Origin of the sequence: Archangium violaceum Cb vi76 (assembly GCF_000733295.1) — a bacterium.
Lineage (GTDB): Bacteria > Myxococcota > Myxococcia > Myxococcales > Myxococcaceae > Archangium > Archangium violaceum.
On sequence record NZ_JPMI01000175.1, the window covers coordinates 1 to 22,451 of the forward strand.

Genomic DNA, 22,451 nt, shown 5'->3' on the forward strand with positions numbered 1-22,451 from the left:
CTGGCAAGATGAGCATCGAGAGGTTCTGCGTCAGGCTGCAGCAGGCCACCCACCAGGCGATTCACGGTGGTGGAAACTGGAAGCTGGGACGCGAATGGCCCGGTGAATGGAACCGGATGACCATGGAGGCGCTGTTCGAGGCTGAGGCCGAAGCTGGCCGGATGTTGACGCGGAACACGATCCTGGAGATCGTCGCGGCGCGTATGAGGTTCTACGACATCCCGATGAACTTCGTCCGCTGTCGAGGGAAGTGAGCGATGACCGACGGACGATCCTGGGAGGGTCACTGGAGGGTGCGCTTGTACGAGCGGGTCCGCGAGCGGGGCTACGACTCGCTCACCGCCTTCGCCGAGGCACGCCCCACCGCTTCGCTGGTGGCGCTGGCCGAGGAACTGGGGCCGGACGACATCGCGGGCGTGCAGGTGTTCGGCGGACTGCTGGCCGAAGCGGAGCGGCGCAAGCAGGTCACGCGCCTGGTGCGCGGCCTGCTCGTGCGCGAACTGGCTGAGGCACTCCCCAACGGCTGGCCGGCCGTGCTGGACGACGACAAGCGCCTCAAGGTTGCCGTCGCGCTCGGCACGTGGACCGCCTACACGCCAGAAACGCATAAGGGGCGCGTCAAGCAGGCCCGGGCAGCGCTCCGCGCTGCGCCACCGCCGCCCGGCTGGCTCCCACGTGGCCCTGACGATGAGCTGCTGCTGACGCTCCTGCCCGACGAAGAAGCCTGAGCTTCACCCCCAGAGAGGACCATGACCGACGGACGTGCCTGGCAGGGCAACGCCCGCGCAGGGCGGCTCGCTCAGTGCCAGCGATGGACGGCGAGCGCCGGCAGCGTCCGGCCCGGAATGACGGCGCCGTCCTTGGAACCGTGCGTGCGCACGAGACTCACGACGGCACGGCGTTGTACCCGGCATCCCCGTAGGGGCGCAGCCGATCCAACCAGAGGGACAGCAACACCTGCAAATCCTCCTTGGGGTCCGTGCCCGGCTCCTTCGGAGGAGGCAGGACGTCGAGCACCTCGAAGGAGAAGCTGTCGGCGCCGTACCGGTCCCAGTCCTCCTGCAGCGCGGGGTACGTGCGGTGGATGCGGGTGGTCAGCTCGAAGCGGGTGCGATTGAGCATCCCATCGAGGTTGAGGCTCGAGCCCATCAGCACCTTGCCATTGGCGCGGTTGCGCACCACGAACACTCCCATGGGAGGAGGGTTCTCCTTGTAGGCCTGCTTCAACTCCGAGCGGCGCGAGGACATGTGTGTCGTCTCCTGGTCGTGAAACGTGAAGGAAGAGCGAGCGCGTCAGCCCGTGTAGCCGAGCGCGATGAGCTTCCGCTCGAGCCGATCCCGTGCGGCCGGGTCGATCGGCTCCACCCAGTCGAAGCCCATCCGCGCCCAGTCGGAATCGGACGGGTCCACCCCGAGCGCGGCGAGGAAGCCCGCGTCGGTGATGAAGAACTGCTCGCGGAAGGGGAACAGGTAGCCCCCTCTCTCCCGGAGCGAGGCGAGCGCTTCCTCGTACGAGGCGAACCAGCGGTTGAGGAAGGCGCCCCGGTTCCTCGCGAAGAAGGCCTCCGTGTCGAGCCTCGGAGGTGCCTCCTCGCCCCGTGCCTGCTTGAGCTCCGCCCAGGAGCCATGGCCCTGCTCGTGGGCGATGACGGCCAGCGCGTGCTTGCGTTGCACCGAGTCCCGGCGGGCGAGCAGCTCGCCGGGAGACAGACGCGAGAAGGCGGGCAGGGCACGCAGCCGCTCGGCGGCCCTCGTGGCGCGTGCCGGCTCGGAGGACTCCAGGTCCTTGAGCAGGAGGGATGCCCGGACCTTGCACTCGCGGAGGTGGGGAGGCGTCACAGCGCGGGGCTCGGTTCCCATGACAAATCCCTCATCGGCGGCCGCTCCCCGTTCATGGGCCGTGGAAGGAACTCATCGAGAACATGTCGAACCGCGGGGACAAACGAGGGTGACGTCGTCTTTTCGGGCAGGCGCCCCTCGGCACCTGAAGCAAGAAATAAACGCCTGGAGGCCCGCTGGCAAGGTCCTGTCGACAGACCTGCCTTCAACTGCTAGCCGGGGCCGCATGCGCTCGAGCTCCCAGGCCCTCCTCTTCCTGCCCGCCCTCATGCTCTCCACGGGCTGCGTGACCTCCCAGGCCGCCCGCTCCACCGACACCTATGTCCAGGCCGTCCTGGAGAAGAACCATGTCCCCGGCGCGGCCGTGGCCGTCGTCCGCGACGGACACCTCGAGCAGCTCTCCACGTACGGCCTCGCGGACCTGGAAGACGGGGCGAGGAGTGAACCGGACACCGCGTTCCAGATCGCCTCCGCCACGAAGGTCTTCACCGGCACGCTGGTGATGCTGCTGGTGCAGGAGGGGAAGCTCGGCCTGGACGAGCCGCTCTCGAAGTACCTGCCCGACGCACCCGAGACGTGGAAGGACATCACCGTGCGGCACCTCGCCGCCCACACGTCGGGCGTGACCTCGGGCCTGAAGGAAGGCTCCGAGGAGCAGACGAACAGCAACGCCTCGGTCGCCGAGCGGTACGAAGCCGCCCGGAAGGGGCCCCTCGAGTACACGCCCGGTGAGCGCAGCGCGTATGGCCTCACGGACTTCGTCGTGCTCACCCATGTCCTGGAGAAGGTGACGGGCCAGGGCTTCGAGGAGCTGCTGCGCAGCCGCCTCTTCGAGCCGCTCGGCTTCACGTGCACGCGCTACGAGCACGCGCGGCAGCAGGGGGCGGTCCGCATCGCCGATGTCATCCCGCGCCGGGCCACCACCTACCGTTACGTGGACGGAACGCATCGTCGCGCCTGGTTCCTCTACCCGCCCCACACCTATTCCGCGGGCGGAGTGTTCTCCTGTGTGAAGGATCTCACCCGCTGGGCAGTGGCCATGGATCAAGGCACGCTGCTGAGCCCCGAGTCGCAGCACGAGGCCGCCACGGCCTTCAAGCTGAACGACGGCGGCGAGGGCGGCTTCGGCGTGGCCTTCACCCACGGCACGCTGCGGGGATTGAAGATGTTCGGGCATTCCGGGGGCGGTGCGTTGGGAGACGTGCTGCGCGTTCCGGAGAAGAAGCTGACGGTCATCGTCCTGACGAACGCGATGGGATTGCTGCCCATGCTGGCGCCCGTCGTCGCGAGCCACTACCTGCCGCCGCTGCCGGAGCTGGACGCACCGGGCATCCCGGACGCGGAGCCGGCCCTGACGGCGGTGCACCGCGGCGCCATGGAAGGCCTGTTCAACGGCACGCTCGACGCCGCCGCCTTCGCGCCGAGCGCCCAGCAGGAGCTGCTGCCCATCCTCCAGGGCTTCGGAAGCCCGGGCAACGCGCTCCTGCCGCCGCTGCGCCGATTGACGCTGCTCGAGGACCAGAAGGACGGCGACGAGCGCAAGCGCGTCTATCGCGCGGTGTACGGCACGGATGTCTCGCTGAAGTGGACCTTCCGCCTGGAGCCGGCGGGGAAGATTCTCGACCTGGAGTACGCGTGGGAATGACGGACGGCCGCGTCACTTCCCGCGCAACGGCTTCAACGCCCCACCCCAGGCGATGACCTGGTCGAGCATGGCCTGGACGGACTTCTCGTGGTGGGGCGCGGGCGTGAAGGTGGTGTAGTTCTCGAAGTCGGTGCGCAGCGAGAGCATGACCTGGGCGCGCACGTCGGCGACCTGTAGCTCGCCCATGACCAGGCGCAGCTGCTCCACGGCGCGCGTGCCCCCGGCGCTGCCGTAGCTGACGAAGCCGGCCGCCTTGTTGTTCCACTCGCGGTACAGGAAGTCGATGGCGTTCTTGAGCGCGCCGGACGTGCCGTGGTTGTACTCGGGGGTCACGAAGACGTAGGCGTCGAAGGAGTCGATCTTCGCGGCCCACGCCAGGGTGTGCGACTTCGAGTACTGCCCCAGGGAGGGCGGTACCGGCTCGTCGAGCAGCGGCAGGTGGAAGTCCTGGATGTCCACGAGCTCGAAGCCGGCGTCGGTGCGCTTCCGCGCGAGCTCGAGGACCCAGCGGGCCACGGCCTCGGCCTTGCGGCCCGGCCGCGTGCTTCCAACGATGATGGCCACCTTGAGCATGGTTCGCTGTCCTCCTGGAGAAGGTTGGGTTCAGCGCGTCCCCGGGTGCATACACCGCCGCGGGAGACGGGACGAAATCCACCCGGTGACGGGACCGATGAGTTTGTGTGCTTGCGCACGTCTCATGCTCGAAACCGCCGATGGACCACCTTTTCGGAGGAGCATCGGCCCTTTCGCACGGAGGCAGTGCTCCATGAATCGACCCATCCTGAAATCATTCGCTCTGCTGCTGACGCTGCTCGGAGCCGCCGCGACGGGCTCCCCCGCCTGGGCGGCGGAAGAAGCCAAGGGCGCCGCGGGCCCCCTTCCCACCCGGAGCGGACATCTGCCCATCCATGGCCTCCAGCTCTACTACGAGGTCCATGGAGAGCTCGGGAAGGGGAAGACCCCGCCCCTCCTGCTGATCCCCGGGGCCTTCGGCTCGACCGAGGCCATGAAGCCCCTGGTGGCGGAGTTCGTGAAGAAACGGCCAGTCATCGTGTTCGACCAGCAGGGCCACGGCCGCACGGCGGACACCTCCCGGAAGATGTCCTACGAACAGTTCGGAGACGACGCGGCGGCCCTCTTGCGTGCGCTCAAGGTCGAACGGGCGGACGTGCTGGGCTACTCCCAGGGCGGCGGCGCCGCGCTTCAGCTCGCCATCCGCCACCCGAAGCTCGTCAACAAGCTCGTCTCGCTCGCCGCCACGTACCGCAAGGAGGGGTGGTACCCCTCGGTGTTCAAGGCAATCGAGAGCCTCGACGCGAAGATGTTCGCTGGTTCCCCCATCGAGGCGGCGTTCAAGAAGATGAATCCCGACCCGAAGGCCTTCGAGGCCTACATCGAGAAGATGAAGACCTTGAACATCAATGACCAGAACATCAGCGACGCCCAGATGCGTGCGATTCCCGCCAGGACGATGGTCATCATCGGCGACGCCGACGGAGTGAAGCCCGAGCACGCGGTGGCGATGTTCAAGCTGCGCGGCGGAGGCAGTGAGGAGGCCGCCGCGTCGGGCCAGCTGACGACGCTCCCCAACGCGCGCCTCGCCATCCTCCCCGCGACGTCTCACCTCGCGGTGGCCGCGGACCCCACGCTCCTGTCCTCCCTCGTCACGCCGTTTCTCGACGACGTACCGCCCCTCCAGCCGGCCTGGTAGCCTGTCTGACAATCATTGATTGGCGCCACGGGAAGGCCTGAGTCCCTCGCGCCCTCCCCGGCCCGGGGGAGTGTCCGTACCGTGGACGCAAGCCCTGCCCTCGAGTTCAGCCCGCCTCCCGGGCGCGCTCTTCACGAACTTGTCCGACTGTTGGACAACTTTGGCGAGACCGTGCCCGGAGGGCTCCCTCTTGCTCTCGAGCTGAGGGCAGACCCTCGCGGCGTCAACGCACGCCCAGCATGACGGAGCGGGACTCCTCGAAGCACTCGGCGAGGAAGCCCATCAACGCGCGCACCCGTGGCACCTTCCGGGCCTCACGCGAGGCCACCAACCACACGTCCTCCAGGGGCAGTTCCACCTCTGGGAGCACGGGCCTCAACTCCGGATGGAGGCTGGCCAGCGCGCACGGCAGCGCCGCCACACCCTGGTGGGCCGCCACCGCGCCCGCGACGGCCATGGCCGCGTTGCTGCGAAAGACGAAGCGTCCCGCGCCCCACTCCTCCAGCGCGCGGAACTGCGGCATGCGCGAGAGCATCGCGTCGAAGCCCACCAGCGCATGTCCCGCCAGGTCCCCCGCCGAGCGCAGGGGCACGGCACGCTCCAGGTAGCGGGCGCTGGCGTAGAGCCTCCAGGCGAGCTGCCCCACCTTGCGCGCCACCAGCGAGTCCCCCTTGGGACGCACCGTCCGCACGCCCAGGTCCGCCTCCTGGCGCGCCAGGTCCAACACCCGCGCCTCGGAGGACAGCTCCACGCGCACCCCCGGGTGCCGCTCCCGGAAGCGCGCCAGCCAGGGATTGAGGAACGCGACGAAACCGTCCCCCGCCGTCACACGCACCGGGCCCTCGAGCTCCCCCTCCTCCCGCTTCAGCCCACGCTCGGCGCTGTGGAGCTGGGACTCGATGGCCGCGGCGGTGCGCACCAACGCACGGCCCTCGGGCGTCAGCCGGACTCCCTCGGGAACCCGGGCGAGCAGCCGCGTGCCCAGGCGCCGCTCCAGCGCCGTCATCCTCCGGCCCACCGTGGACGTGACGACGCCCAGCGCCCGCGCCGCCGCGGACAGCGAGCCGGAGCGCTCCACGGTGAGCAGATAGCGGAGGTCATCCCAGTTCATTCGAGGCCCCTTGCATGGATGCAACACCACTTTGCCCGGGTGGCGTCTGATGCAACAGGGGGTGCATACCCGGAGAGTCAACGCGGGCGGCCCCCTCCGGCTTCCCGCATGCTCGGAGGTACCTCTCATGAAGACCGCATTCGTCACCGGCTCCACCGGACTGCTCGGCAACAACCTCGTCCGCCTGCTCACGTCCCGCGGCGTGCGCGTGAAGGCCCTGGTCCGCTCACCCGAGCGGGCCCGGAAGCTGCTGGCCGGTGTGTCCGTGGAGCTCGTCCAGGGCGACCTGGAGAACGTGGCGTCCTTCGCTCCCGCCCTGCGCGACGCCGATGTGCTCTTCCACTCCGCCGCCTATTTCCGGGACAGCTACAAGGGCGGCAGCCACGCCTCGGGGCTCCTGCGCATCAACGTGGAGGGCACGCGCGACCTGCTGGAAGCGGCGTACCAGCAGGGCGTGCGGCGGGTGGTCCACACCAGCTCCATCGCCGTGCTGGCTCCCCGCCCCGGCCACCCGCTCACCGATGAGACCATGCGGCGTGACGCGGAGGGCGAGCCGGACGCCTACTACCGCTCGAAGATCCTCGCGGACCGCGAGGTGGACGCCGCCCTGGCGCGCCACCCGGACCTGCATGCCTCGCTGGTGCTCCCGGGCTTCATGAATGGGCCGGGAGACTCGGGCCCCACGACGGCGGGACAGCTCGTCCTGGACTTCCTGCACGGCCGGCTGCCCGGTGTCATCGACACACGCTTCGCCTACGTGGACGCGCGGGACGTGGCCGCCACGCTGGTGGCCGCCGCCGACAAGGGCCTGCGCGGCGAGCGCTACCTGGCCGCGGGAAGGGACCTGCACGTGGGCGAGGCCCTCGCGGTGCTCTCGTCGGTGACGGGCCTGCCCGCACCGAAGCGGCGGGTACCGGACGCGCTGCTGGGAACGCTCGCGCTGCTGAACGAGGCCTGGGCCCGGCTCTCCCGGCGCCCCGTGCTGGTGAGCTGGCAGGGCTTCCGCACCCTGCGCCGCGAGCGCACGAACACCGCCTTCGACTCGTCCAAGGCCGAGCGGATGCTGGGCCTCCGCTTCCGGCCCTTCGAGGAGACCTTCCGGGATGCGGTGGAATGGTTCGCCACGCACGGGTACGTGGACCGGGCGCGCCTTCCTCGGACCGGGGGGACCCTGTCCGCCCCGCCCATGCCCCGGGTGTCTTGAGAGGACACCTGGATCTCCTGAGCCCACCGAAGCCGCCACTGGATATGCTGTGAGCCACTCATGGAAAGAGCGGCGGAAGCCCCGGTGTCCAGGGAGCGCACAGTGGCGGGGTGGACCTTGCTGGGAACCCTGCTCCTGACGGCCATCCTGGTGCCCTTCTTCCTCTGGGAAGAGCGCCTCCTCGCGGCCACCACGGCCTTCCTCCAGATGCCCCACTCACGGGGGTTGAGTGCCGTGGCCCTGGCGGGGCTGCTGGCCGCGGACATCGTGCTGCCAGTGCCCTCCAGCCTCGTCAACCTGGCCGCGGGCAGCCTGCTCGGGTCTTGGGTTGGCACGGCGGTGTCGTGGACGGGCCTGATGGTGAGCGCCGTGGTGGGCTACCTCCTCGGCCAGGGCGCCAGCGCCACCGCGCTCCGGCGGCTGGTGGGGAACAGCGAGGGGCGAGCCGCCGCGGTCATCGCGACCCATGGCCATTGGGGGCTGATGGTGTGCCGGGGCGTGCCCGTCCTCGCGGAGGCCTCGGTGGTGCTCGCTGGCTTCCATCGCATGCCCTTCCGGCGATTCCTCGCCGTCTGCGCGCTGTCGAATCTGGGCATCGCCACCGCGTACTCGGCCCTCGGGGCATACGCGGTGGATACCGGCTCGTTCCTCGTGGCCTTCGCCGGCGCCGTCTGCGTGCCCGCCCTGGGTCTGTTCCTCACCCGGAAGCTCCGGGCCGAGCGTTAGAAGCCTCCGCCCACCGTCAGGCTCACCGCCGGCTGGAACTCCGCCTGCGGTGTCGCCAGCAGCGGTGCGTACCGCAACCACGCCATGCTGAAACTCAGCTCGCCCACCAGCTCGAAGCCCCCGATGACCGGATAGAGCCCCCGGATGCCGAGCGACGCCTCCGGCCCCGCCGTCTCCATCCCCCGTGGCCCCACCCCCAAGAACTGGAAGCCCGGGTCGTCCCGGCCCAGTTGCAACTCGGTGAAGCCCAGGCCGACTCGCGGCTGGAGCCAGCCAATCTCCGTCCTCCAATTCGCCAGCGTGTACTTGCCCCGGAAATGGGCCAGCTCGGGCGAGTCCGCGCGATGCAGGATTTCGCTCCCGGTGCCACACGCCTCCAGCGCCCAGGCCTCCAGCGGGGAGACCTCCAGGCACATCTCCATTCGATTGGTGCCGGTGCTCGCCCCAAAGCGGAGATTGATGAAGTCCCGGGTGGGAATGTCCCCGGCTCGCGCCGTCACCTCTTGGTCGGTGGACCAGGCCACCGTGGACCCGAGCACCCATGACACCCCCACGAGCGCGGCGATTCGCCTTCCCTGAAGTCTTCCCGGCTGACCCATGTGGCCCTCCTCGGCTGGCCTCGCTCGCTAGGCTACGCAGGTGTCAGATGATTCGTCGGGCACTGCGCAGGGACCTGTCCGGTTCTCTCCAACTCGGGGAACCCTGAACGCATGGCAGACCCTCACCCCAGCCCTCTCCCAGAGGGAGAGGGGGCATGCACGGGTTCAACCTGGGAAACGTGGCACCCTCACCCCGTCCCTCTCCCGGTGGGCGAGGGGAGATTGGCTCAGTGGCCCACCGGTCTCGTGGTGGCTGGACGTTTCGGCTCCAGTTCTTCGTTGATTCCGTTCGGTCTCGCCATCTGGATCCGTGTCATCGCCTCCAGCAACGACAAGCCCAGCAGCAACCCCAGGAACAGCGCCGATACCGGGAGCACGACACGCCTCGTTCCCCGCTGCTCCACCAGGTGCATGAAGAACATCGCCACCAGCACCGTCTTCACCACCGCGATTCCCATCGACGCCGGCAACGAGTACGGGCCCAGTTTCAGCTTCGTCCCCAGTACCCACGTCACCACCGTCAACACCACCAACACCACCCAGACGCCCACGTATCCCCAAGTGGATTTCTTCTTCGCCATCTCGCTCCCCCCTTCACTCCACCAGGTACAGCAGCGGATAGATGAACAGCCAGAAGACATCCACCAGGTGCCAGTACAGCCCTCCCACCTCCACCGGGATGTGGTACTCGGCCGTGTATTTCCCAGACACCGCCCCCCATACCAGCCACCCCAACAGCCCCAACGCCACCAGCATGTGCACCGCGTGCAACCCCGTGAGCAGGAAATAGAGCGTGAAGAACAGGCTCCCTCCCCTCACCGGTAGCTCTTCCAGCCGGTAGTACTCCCCGGGCAGCGCGCCCTCCGTCCAGTGCTTCCAGTACTCCCACCCCTTGATGCCCAGGAACCCCAACCCCATCCCCATCCCCACCAGCAACACCAGCGCCGTCAGGAATTGTCTCCCCTGCCGGATGTAATGCACCGCCAACGCCACGAAGAGGCTGCTCGTCACCAGCAGCAGCGTCTGCACCGTCGCCCACCCCGCCTCCAGGTGCTTGCTCCCCTCCACGAAGATGTCCGGGTAGTAGTAGCGGTACACGCCGTACCCCACGAACAGGTTCGTGAAGAGCAACACCTCCGAGCCCAGGAAGATCCACATCCCCAGCTGCGCCGCCTTGTTCTGGTTCTCGCGGCTCCCGAAGTGCTCCTCCCACGGACTCGTTTCAGTAGACACGGGGCGCCTCGGGCACGGTGTAGTCGTGGACCTCGCGCTCGAAGCGCGGGGCTTCCGTGAAGTTGTGCGGCGCCGGCGGTGAACCGCTGTACCACTCGTATCCGCTCGAGCCCCATGGGTTCGCCGTGCTCACCCGCCCGTACCTCAGCGACCACAGCAGATACACCCCGATCAGCGTGAACCCGAACGCCAACAGCGACGCTCCCGCCGTGCTCAAGACGTTCAGCCACTGCAGCTCCGCCGGGTATTGGTAGTACCGCCTCGGCATCCCCAGGTTCCCCAACAGGAACTGCGGCAGGAACGTCACGATGAAACCAAAGATGATCGTGCTCGCCGCCAGGAACGACCAGCGCTCCGGGTACACACGCCCGAACATCTTCGGCCACCAGTAGTGCAGCGCCGCCAGGAACGCCATCAGCACCGCCCCCACCATGATGTAGTGGAAGTGCGCCACGATGAAGTACGTGTCGTGCCAGTGCACGTCCAGCGACGTCGTCGCCACCGCCACCCCCGTCATCCCCCCGAACACCAACAGGAAGATGAACCCCAACACGTAGAGCAACGGCACCCTCAGGTCGATGCTCCCCCCATACATCGTCGCCACCCAGTTGAAGATCTTGATGGCCGTGAAGATGGCCACCAGCATGCTCAACACCCCGAACACCCCCGAGCCGAACGTCGACTGCCCCGACACGAACATGTGGTGTCCCCACGAGAAGAACCCCACGAACGCAATCCCAAACGTCGACGCGGCGATCATCTTGTAGCCGAAGATGTTCTTCCGGCTGAACGCACACACCACCTCCGTAATCACCCCCATCGCCGGCAACACCATGATGTAGACCGCCGGGTGCGAGTAGAACCAGAACATGTGCTGGAACAGCACCGGGTCTCCTCCCCTCGCCGGGTCGAAGAGCCCCACTCCGAATACCCGCTCGAAGAACACCAGCAGCAGCACCATCCCCAGCACCGGCGTGGCCACCACCTGGATCACCGACGTCCCGTAGAGCGCCCACACGAACAGCGGAATGCGGCTCCAGTGCATCCCCGGCGCTCGCAGCGTGTGCACCGTGGTGATGAAGTTCAGCCCCGTGATGATGGTGGAGAACCCGATGATGAATACCCCCAGCAGGATGGGCGCCACCGCCGTCGGCGAGGTCGTGCTGTACGGCGTGTAGAACGTCCACCCCGTGTCCGCCCCGCTCCACAGCATCCCGAACAGCGTCAGCCCCGCCCCCGCCACGTAGATGTACACCGATGCCAGGTTCAGCCTCGGGAATGCCACGTCCTTCGCCCCCAACATGATCGGCAACACGAAGTTCCCGAACGCCGACGGAATCGCCGGAATCATGAACAGCCACACCATCGTCACCCCGTGCAGGGTGAACATCCGGTTGTACGTCATCGCGCTGATGATCGTCGGCCCCGGCGTCAGCAGCTCGATTCGCAGCACCATCGCGAACACGCCCCCCAAGAGCAGCGCCAGGATGACCAGCACCAGGAACATCACCCCGATGCGTTTGTGGTCTCGCGTCAGCAGCCACGAGCCCACCGTCGTCTCGTGGTTCAGATACGTGATGGCCGGCTGACTACTTCCCGCCGATGGGTTCATACACGGGCCCCTCCGACCGGATGGTCTCCAGCCGCGCACCGCGCAGCGTCTTGATGTACTCCACCAACGCCGCCACCTCCGCCGCCTCCAGCTCCCCCAGGTACGACGGCATCACCGGCTCGAAGCCCTCTACCAGCCTCGCCCCCGGCTTCATCATCGACTCCGTCAGGTACGCCTCGTCCGCCACCACCGTCTCGCCCGTCGTCAGCCGCTCCCGCCTCCCGTACAGCCCCAGCCACGTCGGCCCGATGTGCGCCGTCCCATCCACCGTGTGGCACTTCAGGCATCCCCTCTCCGCCGCCACCCGCTCGCCCCGCTCCGCCAACGTCCCCCGCTCGCCGTACATCACCTCGCCGTGCGGATTCTGTGCGTCGTAGCTCGCCGCCTGTCTCGCGGGTTTGTGGGGCTCCTCCCGCTCGGGGGCACTCGGGCTCGCGTCCCGGCGGGAGACGAGCCCACGGCGCTGCTCCTGCATCCACGCCTCGTAGTCCTCCGGTGAGAGCGCCTGGACCTCCGCCCACATCTCCGAGTGCTTCAGCCCGCAGTACTCCGCGCACATCACCCGGTAGCTCCCCGGCTTCGTCACCTCGAACCACGTCTGCGTATAGGCCCCCGGCAACGCGTCCTGCTTGATGCGGAACGCCGGCACATAGAACGAATGGATGACGTCCCGGCTCGTCAGCAGCAGCCGCACGGGCTTGCCCACTGGCACCCGGAGCACGCCTATCGAGTTGGGGCCCTCGGGATGCGTGAACTGCCACATCCACTGCTTGCCCACCACGTACACGTCCATCGCGTCCGGCGGCGGCGTCTGCATCCGGATGAAGTCGTGGTACCCCACGAAGAACCACACCAGGAACGTGCTCAGCGGCACCCCCACGAAGAGCACCTCCCAGACGAGCGTCCCCTCCACCCTCCTCGTCACCTCCGTCTCCGAGCGCCTCCGGAACCGGATGAGGAAGTACGCCGCCGTCCCGAAGATGACCGTCGCCGCCACCATCGCCGTCGTGATGATGACGTAGTGCAGATGGTCCACGTCCTTCGCCACCGTCGACGCCTGCTCCGGTAGGAACAGCACCCGCCGGAACAGCTCCTCCACCGTCCCCGCGAGCGAGTCTTCTCCGGGTGTCATCGCCCGCCTCCGTCCCGCCGCTGCTCCACCACCCGCTCGATGGCCCGCTCGATGGGGATGTGCACCACCCCCGCGTCACGGTCCACCCAGCCGTATCCGTGCAGCCGTTTCCGCTGCTCCGCCTTCTCGTCCTCCGCCCGGGTGTCCAGCTCGATGAGCCCCGTGTTGACGATGTTGATCTCCGCCTTGCCCAACTCTCGTGGCTGCGTGGACCCCGCGGGGCTCAGGTTCTTCTCGCGCCGCTGGAGCTGCGCCCACGTGCCCACCACGAAGAACGTGAAGATGATCAGCGCCCCCGCGAGCACCCCGCTCACACGCCACCCACTCACCGGCCGCTGCTCGCGCTCGGGCGTCTTCCACTCCACCTTGGACCCGTCCTCGCCGCTCATCCGCCGTACCTCAGCGACTCGCGCAGATACGGGTCTCCCACCGGCACCGTCGCGTGCCCCCTCAGCCTCCACAGCGTGAAGGCCACCGCCGCTCCTCCCACTCCCAGGAACGCCGATACGTCCGCCCAGTGCACCCTCGGCCCCTCCGGACTCACCACCGGCACCACCAGCCACCACGTGTCCACCACGTGCGCCAGCAGCAGCCACCCCGCCGTCACCGCCAGCGTCCTCCGGTGCTCCTTGAAGGGCCTCGACAGCAGCACGAAGAACGGCAGCAGGAAGCGCGCGTTCACGATGAACAGCGCCACCGGCTCCCATGCGCCTTTCGCTCGCAGCACGTACCAGGGCACCTCGTGCGGCAGGTTCGCTATCCAGATGAGGAAGAACTGGCTGAACGCCATGTAGGCCCAGAAAACGCTGAAGGCGAACAGGAACTTGCCCAGGCTCGCCCGGTGCGAGTCATTCACCAGCTCGCCATACAGGTTCGGCCCCCGCGCCAGCGTCGTCGCCAGCGTCAGCATCGCCAGCGCCCCCACGAACGCCCCCGAGAACCAATACAGCCCGTACACCGTCGAGACGAACAGCGGCTCCAGCGACATCAGCCAGTCCAGCGACGCGAAGGACATCGCCAGCCCCACCAGCGGCAGCGCTCCCGCTCCCAGCCACCACTGCCATTGGGTGAGTTTGAGTTCTCCCGTGTCGTCCTGTCTGCGGGACCAGCGCAGCAGGAATTCGCCCACCCCGCTCCACACCGCGAAGTACAGCACCGAGCGCACCACCCAGAAGGGTTGGTTCAGCCAGGCCCGCTTGTGCTCGAGCTTCTTCAAGTCCTTCTCGGACAGCGGCGGGGGTTCTCCGAGCCAGGGGTACAGGTGGCTCGCTCCCACGAGGATCGGCAGGAAGAGCAGCGCGAACAGGGGCAGTGTCGCAGCCATCGTCTCCAGCATGCGCCTCAGCACCACCGGCCAGCGCGCCCTCGAGGCGTGCCACGCCCCCAACAGCAGCAGCGACGCCACCGCGATTCCCGCCCAGTACGCGAAGGCGAACAGGTACCCGAAGAGCGCTCGCCTCGTGTCCACCGCGAAGCCCACCGCCGTCACGCCCAGCCCCACCGCGCCCACCGCCGCGGCGGCCAGCATCGGCCCTCGCCCTCCCGTGAAACGCTCCATCACCTTCATGGGGGGCCCTCCTTCATGAGTTGCGGCCGAGCCTCGGGCGGCACGTCCTCCAGTCCCGCTCGCTGGCTCTCCTGGAGCGCTCGCACGTACGCCACCACCGCCCAGCGCTGCTCGGGCGTCAGTTTTTCCGCGTACGCCGGCATCAGCCCGTACCCCTGGGTAATCACGTCGTAGTAGTAGCCGTCCGGGTACTCGGGCAGGTCCACCAGCGACGGCGGCTCGCGCAACCCCATGTTCCTCGCCACCCGCGACACCCCGTCCCCCAGCACCCCGTGGCACGCCGCGCAGTAGATCTCGAAGGACTTCCCCCCGCTCTCGACCACCTCTCTCGTCAGCGTGAGAGGGATTGACTCCACGTACCCGCCATCCGGCGTGTCCTTCCCCGTGAGGAAGAAACGGTCCTGGCCTCGCCTGCTTCTCGGCACCGTGCCCGCCGGGGGCTGGCGCATGACCCGCTCGTCCGCGAAGAAGGTGCTCTCCCGGTAGGGCAGCGCCTTGGGCTGCTGCTTCATCCCTCCCCATCCCTGGAAGTCCACCGGGCAGCCGGCCAGCAGCCACGCCATCGGCAGGAGGAGCAGGTGTCTCATTCCTTCTCCTCCACCACCGCCGTGTTCCTCGCCGCCAACCCACGCAGGTGGGCCAGTACCGGCTCCGCCTCCTCCCGCCGCTTCGTCGTGACGCTCACCCAGAAGCCTCCCGTCGACGCCGTGCGGAAGGACTCCAGCTCGAACAGCGGATGGTGCGGCCTCGGGAAGCGCAGCAGCCACATGAGCCCGAAGAAGAGCGTCAGCGCCGCGAACAGCACCAGCGTCTCGAACGTGATGGGCACGAACGCCGGACCCGCGTGCGGCGGGCGATTGCCCACGTTCAGCGGGTAGTCCACCGCGTTCGTCCACCACTGCAGCGCGTACGCCCCCGCCGCCCCCGTCAGCCCCGCCACGAAGGCCCATCCCCTCAGCGGCGAGGGCTTCAACGCCAACACCTCCTCGAGCCCCTCCACCGGGTACGGCGAGAAGGCATCCAGTGTGTCCTTCGCGTAGCCGAGCTCGCCCAGCCGCCGCAGGGCCGCCTTCACCTCTTCCCCCGAGCCGAACTCCCCCACCACCCAGTAGCGCATGGCTCAGGCCTCCTTCTCGCGCAGGGCGTGGTCCAGCTCGTGGTGCAATTCCTTCACCTCGCTGATGGGCACCGGCGGGATGAACTTCAGGAAGAGCAGGAACAGGAGGCCGAAGAACCCCATCGAGCCGAACAGCAGCCCGAAGTCCACCCACGTGGGCGAGTAGTGCTCCCAGCTCTTCGGCAGGAAGTCATGCGCCAGCGATGGCACGATGATGGTGAAGCGCTCCAGCCACATGCCCATGTCCACCGCCAGCGCCGCGAACCACACCACCACCCCGTTTCCGCGCAGCTTCGGGAACCAGAAGAGCTGTGGCACCAGCACGTTCGTGCACATCTGAATCCAGAAGAGCCACCCCCACGTGCCCGTGCGCTTGAAGGCATACGCGGCCAGCTCGTACTCGTCGCCGCTGTACCAGGCGAAGAAGTGCTCCTGCAGATAGCCGTACGAGACCATCAGCCCCGTGGCCAGCAGCAGCTTCGTCAGGATGTCCACGTGCTTGTTCGTGATGACGTGGTGCAGTCCCAGCGGCCCGCGCACCGGCAACAGCAGCGTCAGCACCAGCGCCAGCCCCGAGAAGATGGCCCCCGCCACGAAGTACGGCGGGAAGATGGTCGAGTGCCACCCCGGCACCTGGGCAATCGCGAAGTCGAAGCTGACGATCGTGTGCACACTGAGCACCAGCGGTGTGGCCAGCCCCGCCAGCAGCAGGTACGCCGTGCGCCAGTGGTGCCAGTGTCTCGCCGAGCCCGTCCACCCCAGCGAGAACAGCCCGTACCAGAACTGTCTCCGTGGTGTCTTCGCCCTGTCTCGCGCCGATGCCAGGTCCGGCAACAGCCCCAGGTACCAGAACAGCAGCGACACCAGGAAGTACGTGGTGATGGCCACCATGTCCCACGGCAGCGCGCTCTTGAACTGCGGCCATATGTCCATGGTGCTCGGGTAGGGCACCAGCCAGTAGAAGAGCCATGGCCTCCCCAGGTGCAGCAGGGGGAAGAGCCCCGCCTGCATCACCGCGAAGAGCGTCATCGCCTCGGCGAAGCGGTTCACCGACGCCCGCCACTTCTGCTGGAAGAGCACCAGGATGGCGGAGATCAACGTCCCCGCGTGCCCGAAGCCAATCCACCACACGAAGTCGATGATGCCGAACGCCCACCCCACCGGGATGTTGTTGCCCCACGCCCCGATTCCCCTCACCAGCGTCACCGCGATGGCCAGCCCGAAGAGACCCGTCCCTCCCAACGTCAGGAAGAACAGCGCCCACCACACCCGGCCCGCCTTCCGCTCGATGGGGGCCAGCAGCGAGCCCGTCAGGCTCTCCGCGCTCTGCGCCCCCTCGATGAGCGGCAGGGGGGACAGTGCGTCCCTCGTGGGTGTCTCCGAAACCCGCCCCTCAGCCATGCTCGAGCTCCGGGTTCGGGTTCTTGATGCGCGCCAGGTACGCCGTGCGCGGTTTCGTCCCCAGCTCGTGCAGCACCGCGTAGTGCCTCGGGTCCGCGTGGCGCCGGGCCACCTCCGAGTCCTTCTCGTGCAACGAGCCGAAGACAATCGCTTCCGTGGGGCACACCTGCTCGCACGCGGACTGGAGCGCCTCCGTGTCGATGGGCCTCCGCTCCTTGCGTGACTCGATGCGGGCCCGCTCAATCCGTTGCACGCAGTACGTGCACTTCTCCATCACCCCCCGCATCCGCACCGTGACGTCCGGGTTGAACCCCAGCTTCTCCACCTCCGTCACCTTCGGCCGATAGTCGAGGTAGTTGAACCGGCGCACCTTGTACGGGCAGTTGTTGCTGCAATACCGCGTGCCGATGCACCGGTTGTAGACCATCTCGTTCAGGCCCTCGTCCGAGTGCACCGTCGCGTTCACCGGGCACACGTACTCGCAGGGCGCCTTCTCGCAGTGCTGGCACATCATCGGTTGGGGAATGGCCCGTGGTTCGTCTGGCGAGCCCTCGAAGTACCGGTCCACCCTCAGCCAGTACATCTCCCGCCCCCGCTCCACCTGCTCCCGCCCCACCACCGGAATGTTGTTCTCCGCCTGGCACGCCACCACGCACGCCCCACACCCGATGCACCGGCTCAGATCCACCGCCATCGCCCACTGGTAGCCCTCCTCGTACTTGAAGGGCTCGTAGAGTTCCTCCACCGGGCCCTTCAGGTGCTTCAGGTACTCGGGCCGTTTCTTCTCGAAGGCCCCCAGCGTGTCCTGGATGGCCACCTCGCGGCCCTCCATCGCCCAGTGGTCCTGCGAGGTCGCGTACCGTCCGCGCTCGTCTAACTTCTCCACCTGGAGGCCATCCGCGAACCACGGCGCATCCGCGTGCCGCAGCAGGTACGCGTTGACTCCCAGCACCTCGGGCGCGTCCGCGTCCCCACTCCACTCGCGCCCCCAACCGAGCTCCAGCGACACCGTGTCGTCCGCGTGCCCGGGCAGTACGTACACCGGCGCTTCCACCCAGCGCCCCCGGAACGTCAGCTTCACCTTGTCTCGCGGCTTCAATGACAGACGCTCGGCCGTGGCCGGACTGAGCAGCGCCGCGTTGCTCCAGGAGAGCATCGTCAACGGGTCCGGCATCTCCTGCAGCCATGCGTTGTGGAAGTACCGCCCGTCCCTCATCTTGTAACCGGGCAGCAGGTTCAGCTCGAGCCCCTGTGAGGGTTCGCGCGCGAAGTTGCGTACGCTCGACTCCACCGCGCTCGCGTCCACCGTGGCCCGCGTGCCCTGCGTCTGGGTTCCGGGAATCGTCCCCACCGCCAGCCACTGGTCCCACGTGTCATCGAAGGCCGCGCCCGATGCCCCCGTCTGGCGCTGCCAGTGGGATTTCACCAGTTGGTAGGGCGTTTGAGCCGCCACTCCCGCGAACGGGGAGAGGACGTCCAGCTCCGTCAGCCCCTGGAAGAGGGGCTCGATGAGCGGCTGGAGGATGCTCGCCGTCCCGTCCACCGCCCGCGTGTCTCCCCAGCTCTCCATCACGTGCGCCGCCGGGAGCACCCACGTGCTGTGCTTCGACGTCTCGTCCTCTCGGAACGCCAGGTACACCGCGTTCGGCACCGCGCTCAGCGCCGCTCCCAGCGTCACCCCCACCGGCGCCGTGTACACCGGGTTGAAGGCCGTCATCACCAGCGTGTCCACCCGGCCCGCGCTCGCCGCCTCGGAGAGTTCGCGCAGGACCTCCGGGCCGCTTCGCACGGCTTCGACTCCGGGCTCGTACAGGGTGATGAGCCGATTCTGGCTCCCGAGCACGGCGTTGAGCAGGTGCGCCACCGCGTGGACTCTCGGCGGTTGCCGCTCGCCCGCGACCACCACCGCGCGCTCCCCGTTCCTCGCCAGATCTCCCGCCACCGCTCGCACCTCGCGCGCCTTCTCCGGCCACGCGAGCTCCAGCTCCCGGTAGCGCTCGAGTCCCCCCAGGCCGTGCGTCTTCGCCAGCTCGCCCAGCACCGCCAACACGAAGCGCTCCACCTCCGAGGGCTTCATCCTCAGATGGTGGTCCGCGTTCATTCCCGTCACGCCGTGGTGCGCCTCCACCACGTACAGCCGGCTCATCGCCCCCCGCTCGGGCAACCTCGCGCGGGAGAACTCGCGGGCCTCGCGCAACGCGTCGGGCCCCTGCGTGAGGAAGTCCGCGTCCAGCGCCAGCACCGCTCGCGCCTCGTCGTAGCGCACCCGCGTCTCCAGCGGCCTCCCGAACGCGAGCCTCGCTCCCTCGTACACGTTGTCCCGCGACAGCGCGTGGTACGTCTCCACCCGCGCCCTCGGGAATCGCTGGCGGATGCGCTCCACCAGCTCGCGCCTCGTGGGTGAGGCCGAGGGCTCCAACAGCAGCCACAATCCCTCGCCCCCGTTCGCCTCCAGCCGGCTCGCCCGCTCCGTCTGCTCCTGGAGGTACCCCTTGAAGGCGCGCGGCGTGCCTCGCTGTTTCACTCCGCGCACCCGCGTCGTGTCGTAGAGGTCCACCAGCAGCGCCTGCGCTACGTGGTTCGTGGCCCCGAGGCTCGCGGGATGGTCCGGGTTGCCCTCCACCTTCGTCGGCCGGCCTTCCCAGCTCGTCACCACCAGTCCCGCCGCGTAGCCCTCCGGCTCCCAGGCCGTCGCGTAGGCGTTGGGAATGCCCGGCTTCACGTCCGGCGGCTGGACCGTGTACGGCATCACCTTCTCCGCCGGCTTCCTGCACGCCGCCAGCCCCGCCAACGCCGCCGTCGTCCCCGCCAGTTGCAGGAAGCGGCGCCGATCCAGGCCTCGGGGGGGCTCGGCCGCTCCCGGTGGGAATTCCCGCTCGGCCGCCCTCGCCAGCTCCGGCGAGCCCTGGAGCTCCTCCAGGCTGCGCCACGTGCGCGGACGCTCGCCTCCCGCACCCGGCGGGTCCTGGAGCACGGGCAGTGGGTAGCGGTCGGTCAGCGGTGGCATGTCGTGCAATGGGTTCGGGGTTGGACGTCGTAGCGCCGCGCCAGCTCCTCCGGCCGCGGGTCTCCCGGGCCCGGCCGCCAGCGCATCGAGGTGATGGCTTCCAGGGGGCGCAGGTTCGGCGCCGGATTCCGGTGGCAGTCCAGGCACCACCCCATGGACAACGGCTGCGCCTGCTGGATGGACGGCATCAGGTCCACCCTCCCGTGGCACGTCACGCACCCCACGCCCTTGCTCACGTGGATGGCGTGGTTGAAGTAGACGAAGTCCGGCAGGTCGTGGACCCGGCTCCACGGAATGGGCCGGTCCGCGAAATAGGCCTGCCGTACGGGTTCGAGCAGCGGGCTCTGGTTCCAGACCTGCGCGTGGCACCCGAGGCACGTGGCCTGCGACGGGTAGCCCGCACTCGAGGAGACCTCGACCGTGCTGTGGCAGTAGCGGCAGTCGATGGCCTCGTCTCCCGCGTGGTGCCGGTGATCGAACTGCACCGGCTGCGGCACCGGCTGCCGCAGGTTCTGGGCCAGTGGACTCCGGGCGTAGGCCCAGAGTCCCAGCACTCCGAGCGCCGGTGTGGTCAACAGCCCCGCCGCGACGACCCGGGCCACCGTGTTCGCACGAGGTGTGAAGATCCAGGCCATAGGCGCCCTGGATGACGGCACTCGGAGGCCCGGCTCCCAGGGCTTTCGACCCTAGAGAGCACCGGCGGGTGCAACAATCACCCCGTTCCGTGCGCTTCCAGTTGTGAACCGTGGGTGCACGGGAACTGTCTGGAATCGCGCGGGGTACGGCTCGGACGCGCTACTCCAGGAGCCGCTCCGCGAGCCAGGCGCGCACCTCGGAGATGAAGCCAGGAACCGACCGGGCCAGTCCCTCGAGGAGCTGGTCCAACGAGAGGGGCGGGTTCTTCTTGTCCGCCGCCTGCTGCGTGAGGACACGCACCAGCGTCTCCGGGCTCAAGTCGAACAGTCCTTGAAGGAAGGCATCCGCGCCCTGCGCCTCCATGCCCTCCGGCAGCGTGCGGAAATCGGCCAGGTTGTTGGTGACGATGACCTGCGCGCCCACCACCTGGGCCGCCGCCACCACATGCCGGTCTTTCGGGTGATTCGGCATGGAGGGGATGAGGTGCCGGTAGTCGCGTGCCTCCGCCGACGGAAAGGCCACACGCATCGCCTGGATGAGGCGCGCCGCGCCACGGGCGTCGTAACGCCCCGAGCGCACCAGATTGCGCTCGAGCTCCATCAGCACGTCCTCGCTCCAGTACACCTGCACGAGCCCCGTCTCCGCGGCTCGCAGCAGCGTGTCACGCAGGGCGGATGGGAACAGGACGTTGGTGTCCAGGAAGATGCGGAAGATGGCCGGGAACACGCAACACCGTCACTCGTCGTGCTCGTCCAGCCGCTCGAAACCCCCGGGAGCGTCACCGAAATAGTCGCCCGCGTCCTCGCTCAGGTGCGTCAGCTCGCGCAGGGCCACGCGCCGCTCGCCGTCCCTCCGCTTCTTGTAGGCGAGCACGTCCGCCGCCAGCACCCGCCGGTGCTTGCCCCGGCCCGGCCGCGTGAAAGGGATTTCCCCCGCTTCCAGCAACTCGACCAGATGCTGGCGCGACACGTTGAGCAGATCCGCCGCCTCCTGGGTGGTCATCTCTCGATGCAGCGGTACGACACTGACGGGCTCGCCTCTCGCCAGCGCCGCGGTGATGTCCCGCAGCAACAGCAAGAGCTCCGCGGGGAGTTCGATCTCCTCTCCGTTGGGCAGCGTCAGCCGAGGCTTGCGGCCCGTCCCTCGCGATGGATCCAGGAGCCGAGCGCTGATCCGCTCGGCCACACCGCGTTTCTCCACGGGCAGGTCCACCGGATCGTTGAGTTGGAACGGCAGCATCGTCACCCTTATCTATGCGCCATTCGCTAAATTCGCAACCCGGCCCGTATGGCCTCCATGCCGGATGGGTGGGCTTTCCCTCTGGGAGCATGCTCGAACAGGAGTCTGGATGGCAGACTCCCACCAGATGGGCTTATCTCGTCGACAAGGCATCTCCACCGTGGGGAGATTCGCTCCGGGAAATGGCTCCGTTCACCCGTAGGGTCGCCGGCACTTCCCTCGCAGGCCTTCCCCCTCACCCCGCTCTTCCCCCGGCCAGCCAGGAAACCCATGCCCGCCTGCCTGCCTCTCCACGGGCTCGCACTGTCTTCTGTTCCCGACTCCTGACGCTGGCTCGTGGCACCCCGGCACCTTCGTCCCCAGCTTGGCCGCCCAGGAGGAGGCCAGAGCCATGTCTCTCCGGGGTTTGTCCCTCCTTGCCCTGCTGTGCCTCACCGCATGCACCTCCACGCCCGTCCAGGAGGAGCCTCCCGCTGTGGCGGCTGTACGCCGGGCCAGGCCTGCTCTCCGCGCACCTGTGCGGACCTCCCCGCCCACTGCGGCGAACTGCCCGACGGCCGTGGCGGCACGCTCCGCTGTGACTCCTGCCCCTCCGGGCAGACTTGTGGCGAGGAGCGTCACGCTCGAGGGCGCCGCTCCCTCCCTGTTCGATTCCCGGGGTCAGCTCCTCTG

At 68.3% G+C, this 22,451-nt stretch carries 23 protein-coding genes and 1 pseudogene; 6 read left to right on the plus strand and 18 right to left on the minus strand.

Going from position 1 to position 22,451, the window contains the following annotated elements:
* Both Q664_RS25230 and Q664_RS25235 read left to right on the plus strand, forming a co-directional pair.
* Positions 1-254: pseudogene (locus Q664_RS25230) on the plus strand (DUF2380 domain-containing protein); the annotation flags it as partial.
* 3 nt (positions 255-257) lie between these two features.
* The gene (locus Q664_RS25235; RefSeq protein WP_043400865.1) at positions 258-728 is read left to right on the plus strand and encodes a hypothetical protein; all 471 of its coding nucleotides are present in this window, start codon (positions 258-260) and stop codon (positions 726-728) included.
* Between the two features lie 157 nt (positions 729-885).
* Here the strand turns inward: Q664_RS25235 and Q664_RS60135 are convergent, their stop codons facing one another.
* Both Q664_RS60135 and Q664_RS60140 read right to left on the minus strand, forming a co-directional pair.
* Complete coding sequence (locus Q664_RS60135) at positions 886-1,248, minus strand: GIY-YIG nuclease family protein (RefSeq protein ID WP_043400868.1); 363 nt, start codon at positions 1,246-1,248, stop codon at positions 886-888.
* A gap of 45 nt (positions 1,249-1,293) precedes the next feature.
* Entirely contained in the window at positions 1,294-1,860 is a 567-nt protein-coding gene (locus Q664_RS60140) for a hypothetical protein (RefSeq protein WP_043400870.1), read from the minus strand.
* 205 nt (positions 1,861-2,065) lie between these two features.
* Here Q664_RS60140 and Q664_RS25250 point away from each other — a divergent pair, with 205 nt between their 5' ends.
* Positions 2,066-3,484, plus strand: coding sequence for a serine hydrolase domain-containing protein (locus Q664_RS25250; protein ID WP_043400873.1), 1,419 nt, complete (start codon positions 2,066-2,068; stop codon positions 3,482-3,484).
* A gap of 12 nt (positions 3,485-3,496) precedes the next feature.
* Here Q664_RS25250 and Q664_RS25255 read toward each other — a convergent pair whose 3' ends face one another.
* A complete protein-coding gene (locus Q664_RS25255; RefSeq protein WP_043400876.1) occupies positions 3,497-4,057 on the minus strand; it encodes an NADPH-dependent FMN reductase in 561 nt (186 codons plus the stop codon).
* 193 nt (positions 4,058-4,250) lie between these two features.
* On the opposite strand from Q664_RS25255, the gene Q664_RS25260 reads away from it, so the two are divergent.
* The gene (locus Q664_RS25260) at positions 4,251-5,195 is read left to right on the plus strand and encodes an alpha/beta fold hydrolase (RefSeq protein WP_084610360.1); all 945 of its coding nucleotides are present in this window, start codon (positions 4,251-4,253) and stop codon (positions 5,193-5,195) included.
* 223 nt (positions 5,196-5,418) lie between these two features.
* Here Q664_RS25260 and Q664_RS25265 read toward each other — a convergent pair whose 3' ends face one another.
* Positions 5,419-6,306, minus strand: coding sequence for a LysR family transcriptional regulator (locus Q664_RS25265; protein ID WP_052518645.1), 888 nt, complete (start codon positions 6,304-6,306; stop codon positions 5,419-5,421).
* A gap of 127 nt (positions 6,307-6,433) precedes the next feature.
* Between Q664_RS25265 and Q664_RS25270 the strand changes: the two genes are divergently transcribed.
* The gene (locus Q664_RS25270; protein WP_043400879.1) at positions 6,434-7,510 is read left to right on the plus strand and encodes an SDR family oxidoreductase; all 1,077 of its coding nucleotides are present in this window, start codon (positions 6,434-6,436) and stop codon (positions 7,508-7,510) included.
* A gap of 102 nt (positions 7,511-7,612) precedes the next feature.
* A complete protein-coding gene (locus Q664_RS25275) occupies positions 7,613-8,236 on the plus strand; it encodes a TVP38/TMEM64 family protein (RefSeq protein WP_160174494.1) in 624 nt (207 codons plus the stop codon).
* Here the strand turns inward: Q664_RS25275 and Q664_RS25280 are convergent.
* From Q664_RS25280 to Q664_RS25345, 14 genes are all read right to left on the minus strand, one after another.
* Entirely contained in the window at positions 8,233-8,835 is a 603-nt protein-coding gene (locus Q664_RS25280) for a hypothetical protein (protein ID WP_235216868.1), read from the minus strand. The two genes, Q664_RS25275 and Q664_RS25280, sit on opposite strands and share 4 nt — an antisense overlap.
* A gap of 227 nt (positions 8,836-9,062) precedes the next feature.
* Positions 9,063-9,416: a cytochrome C oxidase subunit IV family protein gene (locus Q664_RS25285; RefSeq protein WP_052518648.1), complete on the minus strand. Its 354-nt coding sequence runs from the start codon at positions 9,414-9,416 to the stop codon at positions 9,063-9,065.
* 13 nt (positions 9,417-9,429) lie between these two features.
* The gene (locus tag Q664_RS25290) at positions 9,430-10,068 is read right to left on the minus strand and encodes a cytochrome c oxidase subunit 3 (RefSeq protein ID WP_043400885.1); all 639 of its coding nucleotides are present in this window, start codon (positions 10,066-10,068) and stop codon (positions 9,430-9,432) included.
* Entirely contained in the window at positions 10,058-11,680 is a 1,623-nt protein-coding gene (locus Q664_RS25295) for a cbb3-type cytochrome c oxidase subunit I (RefSeq protein ID WP_043400887.1), read from the minus strand. The genes Q664_RS25290 and Q664_RS25295 overlap by 11 nt, the downstream gene beginning before the upstream one ends.
* A complete protein-coding gene (coxB, locus tag Q664_RS25300) occupies positions 11,658-12,779 on the minus strand; it encodes a cytochrome c oxidase subunit II (RefSeq protein ID WP_043400961.1) in 1,122 nt (373 codons plus the stop codon). The genes Q664_RS25295 and coxB overlap by 23 nt, the downstream gene beginning before the upstream one ends.
* Before the next feature lie 29 nt (positions 12,780-12,808).
* Positions 12,809-13,201, minus strand: a complete 393-nt coding sequence (locus Q664_RS25305) for a hypothetical protein (RefSeq protein ID WP_052518649.1) — start codon at positions 13,199-13,201, stop codon at positions 12,809-12,811.
* Complete coding sequence (locus tag Q664_RS25310; RefSeq protein WP_043400888.1) at positions 13,198-14,379, minus strand: hypothetical protein; 1,182 nt, start codon at positions 14,377-14,379, stop codon at positions 13,198-13,200. The genes Q664_RS25305 and Q664_RS25310 overlap by 4 nt, the downstream gene beginning before the upstream one ends.
* Complete coding sequence (locus Q664_RS25315; RefSeq protein WP_043400892.1) at positions 14,376-14,966, minus strand: c-type cytochrome; 591 nt, start codon at positions 14,964-14,966, stop codon at positions 14,376-14,378. Before Q664_RS25315 ends, Q664_RS25310 begins: the two co-directional genes overlap by 4 nt.
* Positions 14,963-15,496 (minus strand): DUF3341 domain-containing protein, encoded by a 534-nt coding sequence (locus tag Q664_RS25320; RefSeq protein WP_043400895.1) that lies wholly within the window; start codon positions 15,494-15,496, stop codon positions 14,963-14,965. Before Q664_RS25320 ends, Q664_RS25315 begins: the two co-directional genes overlap by 4 nt.
* A 3-nt stretch (positions 15,497-15,499) precedes the next feature.
* Complete coding sequence (gene nrfD / locus Q664_RS25325) at positions 15,500-16,897, minus strand: NrfD/PsrC family molybdoenzyme membrane anchor subunit (protein WP_043400899.1); 1,398 nt, start codon at positions 16,895-16,897, stop codon at positions 15,500-15,502.
* Positions 16,890-19,904: a TAT-variant-translocated molybdopterin oxidoreductase gene (locus tag Q664_RS25330; RefSeq protein WP_043400966.1), complete on the minus strand. Its 3,015-nt coding sequence runs from the start codon at positions 19,902-19,904 to the stop codon at positions 16,890-16,892. The genes nrfD and Q664_RS25330 overlap by 8 nt, the downstream gene beginning before the upstream one ends.
* A complete protein-coding gene (locus tag Q664_RS25335) occupies positions 19,892-20,539 on the minus strand; it encodes a cytochrome c3 family protein (RefSeq protein ID WP_043400902.1) in 648 nt (215 codons plus the stop codon). The genes Q664_RS25330 and Q664_RS25335 overlap by 13 nt, the downstream gene beginning before the upstream one ends.
* Before the next feature lie 160 nt (positions 20,540-20,699).
* A complete protein-coding gene (locus Q664_RS25340; RefSeq protein ID WP_052518650.1) occupies positions 20,700-21,266 on the minus strand; it encodes a PIN domain-containing protein in 567 nt (188 codons plus the stop codon).
* A gap of 9 nt (positions 21,267-21,275) precedes the next feature.
* Entirely contained in the window at positions 21,276-21,779 is a 504-nt protein-coding gene (locus Q664_RS25345; protein WP_063934756.1) for a helix-turn-helix domain-containing protein, read from the minus strand.
* Positions 21,780-22,451: the final 672 nt, after the last annotated feature.